The sequence below is a fragment of the Flavobacterium sp. 2 genome (assembly GCF_049949195.1).
Taxonomy (GTDB): domain Bacteria; phylum Bacteroidota; class Bacteroidia; order Flavobacteriales; family Flavobacteriaceae; genus Flavobacterium.
Map to the genome: position 1 here is coordinate 2,723,671 of NZ_CP188206.1, position 13,437 is coordinate 2,737,107.

Genomic DNA, 13,437 nt, shown 5'->3' on the forward strand with positions numbered 1-13,437 from the left:
TAAACAAAAACTATGGCAGAACACAATGAACTAGGAAAACTCGGAGAAGATCTTGCTGTCTCTTATCTCGAAGAAAATGGTTATGAAATTTTAGAAAGAAACTTTATTATTCAAAAAGCCGAAATAGATATTATTGCACAAAAAGATTCTATTTTGGCCATCGTAGAAGTCAAGACAAGATCGAGTTTGGATTTTGGTTCTCCACAAGATTTTGTCAAGCAAAAAAAAATTCAGCTGCTCATAAAAGCAGTAAATGCCTACATAAACGATAGGGAAATGGATTTTAATGATGATTTAAATATTCGTTTTGACATAATTGCAGTCCACAAAACCGAGGAAACATTTGCAATTGAGCATCTTACTGACGCTTTTTATCATTTTTAACATATTTTTTTATTGTTATAATTGTAACAATTTGTTTTTTTATTTATCTTTGTCAAGATTTATAACATCAAATTAACTAAACCAACACAATTAAGTTACAAAAAAAAAGAAAAAAAATTATGAAAACCGTTTCATCAATCGTCGAAAATTACATCAAAACAAAACCTTTTTTATTGAATGCATTATCGCTCGGAATTATCAATTTGACTTCCCTTTCTCGAAACATTATGACGGAGCTGGAAAGTGAATTTGGAAAAGAGGTAAAACAAGGTGCTGTTGTAATGTCTCTTAAAAGACTGACTGAAGAATTAGATTTTAAATTAAACCACAAAATCAATAAAGTAATTAAGAATATTGGAGAAATTACAGTTCGTTCTGAATTGACAGATTACACTTTTGCTGCATCTGAAACTGTTTTGAACAAACAAGCCGATTTAATTTCTGATATTAATGCTTTATCTGACATTTTTTATACCTCATCTCGGGGTGTAAATGAAACTAATATTGTTGTGAGTAGCAGTGTTAATCACTTAGTTGAAAAACACTTTATGAGAGAAAAACTAATTCAGAAATTAGACAATTTAGCTTCAATTACAGTAAAACTTCCAAAAGAAAATATCGTCGTTCCTGGAATTTACTATTTCATTTTCCAACGTTTAGCTTGGGAAGGAATTATTATCAACGAGGTAATTTCGACTTCAAATGAATTTACAATTTTAGTCGGCGAAGATCAGGTTGACGTTGCTTTCAAAGTAATAAAAGACCTGAAAAACTAAGTTTAATTTTAGAATTATTAATATTTCAATTTCTACAATCCTTTTGTCTTTTTTAATTAAAAGATGAAAGGATTTTTTTATTTATTTCAATTGAAAAATTAGCCCTTTATCTTTCCTGCAATAAGAATATTCTCAAAAATAAAAATCCAGAATAGTTAATTTTTAATATTTCAGCCAAAAAGTTATCAACTTGATAAAAAGCATTTTAACCACGTATTTACTGAGATTTAAACAATCATGAAGTTAGAAAAATACAAATAAGTGTAATTTTTGACTTTTTAATGCGAATTATATTTTTATATATTTGCTAACCACTCAACACATTAGAGTATCGATTTTGATAGTATCGTAATATAATTAGATTTAAATACAAACTAATTAATTTAATGTTGGAAGCCAAAGATCATAACGACAAATTATTGGTAAGCGAACTAAAAAATGACAACGAAAAAGCATTTCGTTCCCTTTTTGATTTGTATTACCAAGATATTTATGGCTACAGCATAAGTCTTTTGAAATCAAAAGAGGCTGCCGAAGAAAATGTTCAGGATGTTTTTTTGAAGGTATGGCAGCATCGGGAAAACCTAAATTTGGAGCAGTCTTTTAAAGCTTATATTTTTACAATTGCCAGAAATCAGGCTTTTAACACGCTGAACAAAGCTGCAAATGACAAGGTTTTAAAAGAAGCTGTTTTTTATGAAAGTCAAAAATCTCATGAATACGGCGATTATTCGATTCGCGAAGAAGATTGCAAAAAACTTCGCAAACAAGCTATAAAACAATTACCACCGAAGCGAAAGCAAATTTTTAAAATGTCCCGAAAGAAAGGCATGAGTTACGAAGAAATAAGTCAGGAACTCGGCATCTCTATAAATACTGTCAGGAACCAAATGAGCAAAGCACTGGAATCCATGCGAGTCTTTTTTCAGGTTCATGATGAAATTATCTAACCAAACCACATGTTAACCAATTAAATCACTTCTTCCGAAGTGATTTTTTTTTGCTTTCTTTTGGAAAAAATATTTTCTAAAAAAAAAAACCTAGTAAAATCAATGCTTCACGTCGTTTTTGAACAAATTTAAAATTGCTTTAAATGTTAAAATTGAAAAAATTATAACGTTTGAGTAGTACTCAACTTTAGTTCAGCTGTATTATATCAGAACCCCGACCTAAAAACAATTCGTAATGAATTCAAATTCTGAAATAAAAAGTCTTTTACAAAAGTTTGTTTTGAACCAATGTACGCTCGAAGAAACAAACGAGGTAATTGCTTATTACAAAAAAAATCAGCTTACAGACGATTTTCCTACCGTAGAAGACATTCAAAATCTATTATCGGAAATGCCGAAAATGGATAAACAAACTGCGGACGATATTTTCATGAACATTTTATCTGCTTCAAAAGAGGAAGAAAAAGAGGGAACTGTAATTGAAATGCCGGCAAGAAAATCGAATTACAGAAAATACATTTCAATTGCAGCTTCAGTAGTTATTTTATTGGGAATTGGATTTTTCTACAAACAAAATCTTTCAAATAAATCTGCCGAAAAAGAATTCGATTTCAAAAGTACTGATATCGTTCTCCAATTAGAAAACGGCGATATTCAGATAATTTCTGAAAACAATTCTTCTCAGGTAAAAGATGCAAACGGAAATATTGTTGGAAATCAAACTGGCGATAAATTAGTTTATGAAAACAGTTCAGATCCTGAAAAATTGGTTTACAACACCATCAAAATTCCATACGGCAAAAAATTCCGTCTTCAGTTATCTGATGGAACATTTGTTCATTTAAACTCGGGAACAACTTTAAAATATCCGATAAAATTTATCAATGGAGAAAACCGACAAGTGTTTCTTGACGGAGAAGCTTTTTTTGATGTTGCCAAAGACAAAGAACATCCGTTTATCGTAAATGCCGACAACTTAAATGTTCGTGTTTTAGGAACGCATTTCAACGTTTCAAATTATCCTGAAGATGCTTTAACCGATGTTGTTTTAGTAGAAGGTTCTGTTGGAATGTACAACTCAAATGAAGAATTTGATGCATCAAAAAATACTATTCTGAAACCTGGTTTTAAAGGAAGTTTCAATAGAGAAAATGCTAGAATTTCGACTAAACCTGTTCTTACAGATATTTATACTTCATGGATAAATGGCGGTTTAACTTTCCGAAATATGACTTTCAAAAACATTATCACAAAACTGGAAAGACGCTATAATGTTACAATTGTAAACAAAAATGAAAAATTAGCCAACGAAAAATTCAATGCCAGCTTTAAGGAAGAATCTATTGAAAATGTTATGAGCTATTTCAATGATATTCATGGTATTAATTACACCATAAAAGACAATCAAATACTAATTAAATAACCACTTAAAACCAATTACAAATTATGAGGAACTAATATTACAGGAATAAAAAAATCGGAAAGAGCTGCGAACAATTTCCGATTAACTAAGTGATTGAATATAACGAATTAACTACAATCAATTAACAAAATTATGAAAAAAAAATCAAAGAATACTGGGTTTCTATACCGAGTGTTCCAAAATGACCTAAAATTGAAACTAACTACACTACTTATTTTGGTCGCCATGTTTAATATTAGAGCGAATTCTTATGCCCAAAAGACAAAAGTAACGCTGGAATTAAACAATTCAACCATCGAAAAGGTTATTGAGACCATAGAACAAAAAACCGATTTCAGGTTTATTTATAAACTGAATGATATTGATTTAGATCGAACAGTTTCAATTTCTGTAAAAGACCAATCAATCTATGTGGTTTTAGATAAGCTTTTTAAAGGAACTCCAACCGAATTTAAAATTAGAGATACACAAATTATCTTAAAAAAGCCGGAGCTTAAAACACAAGTTATTGAGTTTGAAAAACAAACCGTTTCAGGAGTTGTTACCGATGAAAATGGGAGTCCGCTTCCGGGCGCATCAGTAAATGAAGAAGGAACAAAAAACGGTGTTGCGACTGATTTTGATGGAAAATTTACTATTACTGTTGCAAGTAATCAATCTGTAATTGTGGTGTCATTTGTTGGTTACAAAGACAAAAAAGTAACGGCAAACCAAAAAACAATCAACATTAAGCTTGAACCAGACGCAACAAACTTACAGGAAGTAGTTTTGGTTGGTTATGGGTCTGTTACTAAAAAAGATGTAACGGGTGCAGTTTCAACTATTACTGCAAAAGAGATGAATCAAGGTGCAATTGTAAATCCGCTGCAATTAATTTCTGGAAAAGCGGCAGGTGTAAATATTAACCAAATTGGTAGCGAACCGGGTGGTGCGCCAAGTGTGCGTATTCGCGGAGTAAGTTCTTTAATTGGAGGAAGCGATCCTTTAGTTGTTGTAGATGGAATTCAGGGAAATTTAGATTTATTAAATTCGATTCCTCCAACAGAAATAACATCTATCGATATTCTAAAAGATGCTTCTGCTACAGCCGTTTATGGATCTAGAGGAGCTGCCGGAGTTATCATTGTAACCACTAAAACCAATAAATCAGGAAAAACAACTTTTGAATATGTAGGTTCTTCTGCTATCGATTTTATTCCAAAAAAATTGGATTTTCTAAATGCTGATCAATGGTGGACTGCAGCTCAAAGTGTTGGAGTTCCTGCTTCTGCAAATCATGGTGCAAACACAGATTGGTACGGAATTTTAACACAAACAGGATTTACGCAAACACATACACTTTCGTTTGGTGGAGGCAGTGAAAAATTTAGTTACCACGGTTCTTTGAGTGCTATTTTACAAGATGGTGTTGTAATTAACTCTAATAATAAAAAATATATTGCCAGATTACAAGCGACTCAAAAAGCATTGGATGACAAATTAACTTTGACTTATAGTTTAACTAACGGAATTAGTAATACTTCAACTAGCACACAAAGTATTGGTAGAGTAAATCAGGTGTCAAACTTAATTTCTCAAGCTTATCAAATGCGTCCTACTGATCCTGTTTTTCAGGCAGACGGAACAACGTATTACACAGATCCTAATTTATTTCAATATTTGAATCCTTATGCGGCTCAACAAGAAATTGTACAAGAAGGAAAATATGATAATTTATTTGGAAGCCTTAAAGCTGATTTGGATATAGTTAATGGTTTGCAGGCAGGTTGGTTTGGAAGCTGGAGAAAAGCAAATAATTCAGTAGGTTTTTATAATCCAGCATCCTCTACAGATGCAAATGCAATTAACCAAAAAGGTTTTGGAAACATCACTAATGATCGTACAGAAGAGAAATTGATGGATATTAGTTTGACTTACAAAAAAACATTTGGTGTTCACTCGATTAATGCTTTGGCATTGTACGAATGGCAAAATCAAACTTATCAAGGTAACTACTCTCAAACAAGAGGCTTTATTAATGATTTAGCAACTTACAACGGTTTACAATTAGGTGATATAACGAAAGCTTTACCAGGAGACATTAAATCTTATAAAAATGATAGAACCCTAGCTTCTTTTTTAGCAAGAGTAAATTACGCTTTATTAGATCGTTATTTGGTTACAGCAAGTATCAGACGTGATGGATCTTCTGTATTTGGAGAAAACAACAAATGGGGGAATTTCCCATCTGCTTCGGTAGCTTGGCAAATTGCAAAAGAATCATTTATGGCTAATCAATCTGTAGTTAATGATTTGAAACTGCGTGTAGGTTATGGAGTTACTGGAAACCAGCAAGGTTTATTGCCTCAAAGTTCTCTTTCTTTGGTTGGTGCTGCAGGGACTACTTATTTTGGAGGTTCACAAATTCCAAATTACAACATCATTCAAAATGCCAATCCTGATTTGAAATGGGAAACAAAAAAACAAACCAATATTGGTCTTGATTTTGGTTTATTCGACAGCCGTTTGAGAGGTGCTGTTGATGTATATTCTGCAACTACAGATAATTTATTATTTGATTATACAGTTCCACAGCCTCCATATCCGTATGATAAAATCAAAGCCAATGTTGGTAGTATTAAAAATGAAGGATTAGAGGTTGCTTTAGCATATGATGTAATCCGTAATGAAAATACGACTTTTACTTTAGCAGGAAACGTTTCTTTCATGCGTAATGAAGTTCTTAACTTAAGCGGAAGCATTAATGGCGTAGCATTAAATACAGACTATGTGGGTTGGGGTGCACCAAATTCTTACTTGATAAAAGGACAACCAATAGGCACATTTAATATTTTGCAACACCAAGGTAAAGATGCTGCAAATGCTGAAACAGTAGTAGATCAAAATGGTGATGGTGTTATTGACCAAGGTAGTATGAGTCCGGATCGTGTAATGCAGGGTTCTGCTTTGCCAACTTATTCTTTCGCTTTCAATCCAAGTGTGAGATATAAAAAGTTTGATGCTTCTTTATTATTAAGAGGATCTGGAGGAAACAAAATTTACAACACAGTAAATCAACGTTCAAGCTATATGGAAAACATTGGAAAAAGCAATGTTTTACAAAGTGCTGTTGACTTAGGCATTTACACCTCACAATATTCTTCAAATTTATGGTTAGAAGATGGTTCTTTTGTTCGTTTAGAAAACGTTACTGCCGGATATAATTTTAGTTTTAAAGATCGATTCATAGATTCTATTAGACTTTCTCTTACTGGAAACAACCTATTCCTTATCACAAATTATTCAGGTATTGATCCTGAAATCAACTTAAGTGGAAGTGGAGATCCAAATGTTTATTTTGGAGGAGATAAAGGAATTTATCCTCGTACCAGAAGCATCTCGTTTGGTGTAAATGTTAAATTTAAATAGTAAAAGAAATGAAAATCAAAAATATATTTATAGCAGGAAGCATTTGTTTCTTGGCTTTGACAGGTTGTACCAATGTTGACGAAAATGTGTATGACAAATACCCTGCAGAAGATTTTTATGGATCGCCTCAAGGAGCTGATATAGCTTTAGCAAGTGTGTATGCACAAATCGCTGGTAACTGGGGTGGCGTTGGTTATGCTGGTGCTGACATGGGTTGGTATGACTTAAACTCCATGTGTGCTGATGACCAAGTTATACCACATAGAAACACTGGTGACTGGTCAACTGGATTTGCAATTTTGTACAAACACCAATGGCTGCCAACAGACGAAATCGTTGGGAATACATGGAACTGGCTTTATAAATCAATTTTCAATGCTAACCTTGCAATACAGCAATTGGAAGACTCTAAAGCGGATGCATCAAAAATTGCTGAAGCAAAAGTTTTAAGAGCCTTTTTCTATTATTTATTGATTGATGATTTTGGAAGTGTTCCATTTTATACAGATAACAATATTACTGTCGACAAAATTCCACAAGCAAGTCGTCAGGTAGTATTCGATTTTGTAGTATCAGAATTAAAGGCAAATGTTGATTTACTACCAGGTACTAAAGGTGGCGAATTTTATGGCAGATTCAACAAATGGGCTGGATATACTTTGCTAGCTAAAGTATACTTGAATGCAGGTGTTTTAACCGGAACTCCAAAATGGGCCGAATGTTTAGCAGCTTGTAATGTTGTAAATGGCGGAGGATTTTCATTACATCCTGCGCTTTCAGATGCTTCAAGTCCGTTAGGAAATAAATACTACGAATTGTTTGGCGATACAAGCCCTCAAGATGAGACAATTTTATCTATTTACACTACTGTTGATGTTGTAGGTCGTAATATTTTTACGGTACGAAGCTTGATCGGGCCACATGCTAATGCCTTATTTGGTTACAGCGGTTGGAACGGATCTATTGTTCCTAAAGATTTTTATGCAAAATATGATGATAAAGATATTCGTAAAAAACAATTTTTAATAGGACCACAACCAGGCAACGTAAATTATACGTTAGATGTAGCTTCATTAGATAATCCAGGAGCGGGTGCCCAAGAAGGTGTTCGAAATGTTAAATTTTATCCTGCAGGTTCAATGAACGGCGGTGGAGCTTCAAATGATTTCCCAATTTATAGATATGCTGATGTTATGTTGATGACAGCTGAATGTAATGTTCGTTTGGGTAATGCTGCTGCCGCTAAACCTTTAGTTGATGCTATTAGAACTCGTGCTGGTCTTACCGCTTTAGCTTCAAACCCTACTCTTGATGATATTTTTGATGAAAGAGGACGCGAATTAAATTGGGAAGGACATCGTAGAGAAGACATGATTCGTTTTGATAAATTCTTGTTGCCAAATGAATTCAGAGGTGCTTCACAAGAATTTAGAAAAATATTCCCTATTCCAACTTCAGCTTTAAATGCAAATCCGGGACTTAAACAAAATCCAGGTTACTAAAAACAGCTAAATACTATGAAAAAATATATAAATAAATTAGTAGCATTACTTGCATTAGTAATCGTGGCTACTTCTTGTGACTCTGATGCGGAATTAACCGTTTTAAAATCGGTTAATTTTCCTGCTGCAATTACCTCTTCTGCAAGTAAAATTGTGCTTAAAGAAGACGCAGCCGACGCTAATGCAACAACTATTTCTTGGCAAGCTGTTGTTTTCCCTATTGAAGCTCCCGTTTTATATACGGTTCAATTTGATCTTCCAGCAAATACTTCTGGTGCTAAGGCATGGTTAAATGCTAAAACATTCGAAGCAGGAAATGATGTTTTGACTAAATCTTTTACTGTTCGTGATTTGAATAAAATTGCAACTGATTTAGGATTACAACCAAATGCAGAAGGAAAATTAGCTGTAAGAGTCGTTGCTGCAATGGATAGAAATATTTATTCTGATCCAATTGAGATAACAGTAACACCTTATGAAAAAGCAATTGTTTTTGGTGAAATTTATATGCCTGGAGATTATCAAGGTTGGGCAGTTGAAACTGCTGCAGCTTTAACAGCAATCGAAAAAGGAGTTTATCAAGGATACATGACTGCCGAAGGTACTGCATTAGCATTCAAATTAAATACCGCTAGAACATGGGCTGAATTTTATGGTGCAGGTGCAACTAATGAAGATTTAGTTAGAATGGATGATGATAATTTATTTCTTCCAAATGCAGGTTCATACCAAATAAAAGCAAACTTAAATACTTTAAAATGGTCTGCAACTCCTTATGCATGGGGAATTGTTGGTACGGCTCAATCTGGAGGTTGGGACAATAGTACTCCAATGAAATACGACCATAAAACAAAAACTTGGAAAGTTACTGCTGATTTAGTTGCGGGAGCATTAAAATTCAGATTAAACAACAAATGGGACGTTAATTACGGACCAAAAGATGCATCAACAAATACAATCAATCGTGACGATCAAGGCGCTTATACAATCACCGAAGCGGGAACTTATGACGTTACGTTCACTATAGACGAAACTGATCCGGCAACAAAAGGTTATCCGGCAACAGCAACTTGCACTATAGTTAAAAAATAATCTAACATATTTGATATAAGCTAGATTAGTTTGAGTGATACCTGCCTTTTTTGAGCGAAAGGCAGGTTATCTAAAAAAACAAAATTGCAATTCTAGTCTTGTATAATTTAATTTCTAAAATCATGAAGTCTAAAACCAACATCGTTTTTATTTTGCTGTTTGCGTTGGCATTTATTTCCTGCAGTTCATCAGACGATAGTCCTAAAACAGATCCGAAACCAGATCCAGGAACGGGATATCAACAATATGGAACTGCTTTTGACAAAGTACCTGCAAATGAAGATGCGGTAATTTATCAAGTAAATATTCGTTCTTTTAGTCCAGAAGGGAATCTGAAAGGAGTCCAAAAACGTCTTGATTCTATTCAAAAACTAGGTGCAAACGTGGTTTATTTAATGCCTATTTATCCTGTTGGTGTAGTAAAAGCTGCCGGAAAATATGGTTCGCCTTATTGCATAAAAGACTACAAGGCAATTAATTCTGATTTTGGAAATCTTGAAGATCTTCGTTCATTAGTTACTGAAGCACATAGTAAAAACATTGCTGTTATTTTAGACTGGGTTGCAAATCATACTTCATGGGACAATCAATGGATTACAGCTCATTCTGATTGGTACCAAAAAGATGCAAACGGAAATATTATAATTCCGCCAGGAACCAACTGGCAAGATGTAGCGCAATTAAACTACATCAATAATGATATGAAAAATGCCATGATTGACGCTATGTCCTACTGGGTTTATAATGCCAATATTGACGGTTTTAGATGCGATGCTGCCGATTTTGTTCCACAGGCATTTTGGACGCAAGCTATCACTGCAATCCGTAAAATCAAAAATCAAAAAATGATCATGATGGCAGAGGGAACGAGAGCTAATCATTATGATGCAGGTTTCGATTATACTTTTGGATTTGCTTACTTTGATGCGTTAAAAAAAGTGTTTTCTGAAACACAGCCAGCTTCTTATTTACAAACAGAAAGCTCTAAAGAATATGGTCAATTGGACAGTTCAAAACGAATTGTTCGCTACATAACAAATCATGATGTAAATCTTTCTGACGGAACTCCGTTAGAACTTTTTGGAGGTAAAAAAGGATCTTTAACTGCTTTTGTAATTGCTTCAAGCATGAAATCTGTACCAATGATTTATGGCGGACAAGAAATTGGTTATGCAAAACGAATCGATTATTTTGATAAGATTGCCATTGATTGGTCAACTACTGATTTTGATATGCTGAAAGAATACAAAAAAATAATCGCTTTCAGAAATACAAGTGAAGCACTTAGAAAAGGAAAATTTACAGGATACAGCAGCAATGAGGCAAGCGTTTTTACAATGGAAACTACAGCTCAAAAAGTTTTAATTGTAGCAAACGTTAAAAATAAAGCTGTTAAATATACCACTTCGACCGCACTAGCAAATACCACTTGGACGGATGCCTTGACAGGAAATCAAGTCACAATTGGTGCCGAAATAAATTTAGCGGCCTATCAATATTTAATACTTAAAAAATAATAAAAGCCTCTAATAGAATTAGATTTGCAAAAAACTAAATAACATGAATTTTCAATCCCAAAAAATGCTGTTCCAAATTCGTTTGGGCAGAAAGACTGCGCTTTTATTTTTTGTATTTGTCGGTACATTATTCGTTCAGGCACAAGAAATAACCTCGCCAGACAAAAATCTTTCTTTAAAATTTGAATTGAAAGAAGGCGGAATTCCGTCTTACCAATTGTCATATAAACAAAAAGCAGTTATAAAGCCAAGTTCTTTGGGATTAGAACTGCAAAATTTGCTTTCGTTTTTGGATGGTTTTACCATTACAAAAACAGCACAATCTTCTGTTGATGAAAATTGGAATCCGGTTTTAGGTGAAGAAAAAACGATTCGTAATCATTATAACGAATTGGTTGTCACTTTAGCGCAAGCGAAACAAAACAACAGATACATTAGAATTCGTTTCCGTTTATTTAACGACGGATTAGGTTTTAGATATGAATTTCCAAAGCAAAATGACCTGAGTTATTTTGTAATTAAAGAAGAGCGTTCTGAATTTAATCTGGCTGGAAATCATAAAATTTTCTGGATTCCGGGAGATTATGATACCAACGAATATGCTTACACGACTTCGAAAATTTCTGAAATCCCTTCGTTGATGAAAAAAGCAACGATCGATATCAATTCGCAATGGCCAATAAAAGAACTTGCTGTTCAAACGCCATCAATGATGAAATCTGATGACGGTTTATACATTAATATTCATGAAGCGGGATTAATTAATTATCCGGCAATGTACCTTGAAGTTGATGCTGTAAACAACAAAATGATCAGTCATTTAGCACCAGATGCTGTTGGCGCAAAAGGTTATATGCAAACTGATGCACAATCGCCTTGGAGAACAATTGTGGTAAGTGATAAAGCAACAGATATTTTGGCTTCAAAATTAATTCTGAACCTAAATGAACCAACAAGTTACAAAGATGTTTCCTGGATCAAACCGGTAAAATTTATCGGAATTTGGTGGGAATATTTCGTAGCCGGAAGAAGTACGTGGGCTTTTGGAAAAGAGAACAATGTGAAATTAACTGATGATTTTACCAAGCTTACGCCGAATGGAAAACACGGAGCTACAACTGAAAGAGCAAAAGAATATATTGATTTTGCTTCTAAAAATGGTTTCGATGCAATCCTAATCGAAGGCTGGAACATTGGCTGGGAAGACTGGATCAACAACTGGAAAGAGGAAGTTTTTGATTACGTAACCGCTTACCCTGATTTTGATGTAAAAGCAGTTCATGAATATGCAGCTTCAAAAGGAGTTAAAATTATCATGCACCACGAAACTTCAGGATCTGCAACCAATTATGAGCGTCGTTTAGATCGTGCTTTTCAATTTATGAACGACAACGGTTATGACGCTGTAAAAACTGGTTATGTAGGGAAAATTATTCCGCGTGGCGAACACCATGACGGACAATGGATGGTGAATCATTACATTAATGTAGCCAAACGTGCAGCCGATTATAAAATTATGATTGACAGTCACGAAGCCGTTCGACCAACAGGTTTAAACAGAACTTTCCCAAACTGGATTGCACAAGAATCTGCACGCGGAACGGAGTTTGAATCAATGGGAGGATTAGCGCCGGATCACACTACCATTTTGCCTTTTACCAGATTAATGGGAGGACCAATGGATTACACGCCGGGAATTTTCCAAACCGATCTTTCATATTACGGAACCGGAAGTACACAACGTGTCAATACGACTTTGGTAAAACAATTGGCTTATTATGTTACGATGTACAGTCCGTTGCAAATGGCCGCTGATATTCCGGGGAATTATGAGCGTTTTCCAGATGCTTTTCAATTCATCAAAGATGTTGCAGTCGATTGGGATAACAGTTATATTTTAGAAGCTGAACCTGGAGATTACATCACCATTGCACGTAAAGCTAAAGGAAAAGACGAATGGTTTATTGGAGGAATTACAGATGAAAACTCAAGAATTGCCAACATTACTTTTGATTATTTACCTGCCGGAAAAAAATTCATCGCCACTATTTATGCTGATGCCAAAGAAGCGAATTGGAAAGAAAATCCACAAAAATATACTGTAACTAAAGTTGTTGTAACCTCAAAAACAATTTTAAAACAGTATTTAGCTCCAGGCGGAGGTGTTGCCATTAGCATTAAGGAAGGAAATGCTTCAGAATTAAAAGGATTGAAAAAATTATAGATTGACTAAGTTTTTTTGCTACGAATTCACGAATTTTTCAAATTAAGATTTTAAAACAAATACTTAATTCGTGAATTCGTGGCAGAAACTTATGTCCCTTTTTTGGACAAAAAATTAAAAATTTTACTACTTGAAAACTATTAACCACAAAATGTTTGTCG

The 13,437-nt window shown here is 34.1% G+C and carries 9 protein-coding genes; all 9 read left to right on the top strand.

Features of this window, described 5'->3' with window-relative positions; translation table 11 throughout:
- Positions 1-12: 12 nt before the first annotated feature.
- The 9 genes from ACNFIH_RS11710 (at position 13) to ACNFIH_RS11750 (ending at position 13,276) form a co-directional block, all read left to right on the top strand.
- Complete coding sequence (locus tag ACNFIH_RS11710; protein ID WP_035646274.1) at positions 13-384, top strand: YraN family protein; 372 nt, start codon at positions 13-15, stop codon at positions 382-384.
- A gap of 119 nt (positions 385-503) precedes the next feature.
- Complete coding sequence (locus ACNFIH_RS11715) at positions 504-1,160, top strand: hypothetical protein (protein ID WP_008466087.1); 657 nt, start codon at positions 504-506, stop codon at positions 1,158-1,160.
- A gap of 386 nt (positions 1,161-1,546) precedes the next feature.
- A complete protein-coding gene (locus tag ACNFIH_RS11720) occupies positions 1,547-2,110 on the top strand; it encodes an RNA polymerase sigma factor (protein ID WP_426483285.1) in 564 nt (187 codons plus the stop codon).
- 235 nt (positions 2,111-2,345) lie between these two features.
- Positions 2,346-3,533, top strand: a complete 1,188-nt coding sequence (locus ACNFIH_RS11725) for a FecR family protein (RefSeq protein WP_426483286.1) — start codon at positions 2,346-2,348, stop codon at positions 3,531-3,533.
- Between the two features lie 192 nt (positions 3,534-3,725).
- Entirely contained in the window at positions 3,726-6,941 is a 3,216-nt protein-coding gene (locus ACNFIH_RS11730) for a TonB-dependent receptor (RefSeq protein WP_426483287.1), read from the top strand.
- An 8-nt stretch (positions 6,942-6,949) separates the two neighbouring features.
- The gene (locus ACNFIH_RS11735) at positions 6,950-8,443 is read left to right on the top strand and encodes a RagB/SusD family nutrient uptake outer membrane protein (RefSeq protein ID WP_426483288.1); all 1,494 of its coding nucleotides are present in this window, start codon (positions 6,950-6,952) and stop codon (positions 8,441-8,443) included.
- 15 nt (positions 8,444-8,458) lie between these two features.
- Positions 8,459-9,535, top strand: coding sequence for a SusE domain-containing protein (locus tag ACNFIH_RS11740; RefSeq protein ID WP_426483289.1), 1,077 nt, complete (start codon positions 8,459-8,461; stop codon positions 9,533-9,535).
- Positions 9,536-9,657: 122 nt separating this feature from the next.
- Positions 9,658-11,052 (top strand): alpha-amylase family glycosyl hydrolase, encoded by a 1,395-nt coding sequence (locus tag ACNFIH_RS11745; protein ID WP_426483290.1) that lies wholly within the window; start codon positions 9,658-9,660, stop codon positions 11,050-11,052.
- Between the two features lie 43 nt (positions 11,053-11,095).
- Positions 11,096-13,276, top strand: a complete 2,181-nt coding sequence (locus ACNFIH_RS11750) for a glycoside hydrolase family 97 protein (protein ID WP_426483291.1) — start codon at positions 11,096-11,098, stop codon at positions 13,274-13,276.
- Positions 13,277-13,437: the final 161 nt, after the last annotated feature.

Excerpts from the sequence above, each read along its gene's own strand:
- ACNFIH_RS11735 (WP_426483288.1), top strand. The coding sequence starts at position 6,950 with ATGAAAATCAAAAATATATTTATAGCAGGAAGCATTTGTTTCTTGGCT.
- ACNFIH_RS11750 (WP_426483291.1), top strand. The coding sequence starts at position 11,096 with ATGAATTTTCAATCCCAAAAAATGCTGTTCCAAATTCGTTTGGGCAGA.
- ACNFIH_RS11710 (WP_035646274.1), top strand. The coding sequence starts at position 13 with ATGGCAGAACACAATGAACTAGGAAAACTCGGAGAAGATCTTGCTGTC.
- ACNFIH_RS11715 (WP_008466087.1), top strand. The coding sequence starts at position 504 with ATGAAAACCGTTTCATCAATCGTCGAAAATTACATCAAAACAAAACCT.
- ACNFIH_RS11740 (WP_426483289.1), top strand. The coding sequence starts at position 8,459 with ATGAAAAAATATATAAATAAATTAGTAGCATTACTTGCATTAGTAATC.
- ACNFIH_RS11745 (WP_426483290.1), top strand. The coding sequence starts at position 9,658 with ATGAAGTCTAAAACCAACATCGTTTTTATTTTGCTGTTTGCGTTGGCA.
- ACNFIH_RS11725 (WP_426483286.1), top strand. The coding sequence starts at position 2,346 with ATGAATTCAAATTCTGAAATAAAAAGTCTTTTACAAAAGTTTGTTTTG.
- ACNFIH_RS11720 (WP_426483285.1), top strand. The coding sequence starts at position 1,547 with ATGTTGGAAGCCAAAGATCATAACGACAAATTATTGGTAAGCGAACTA.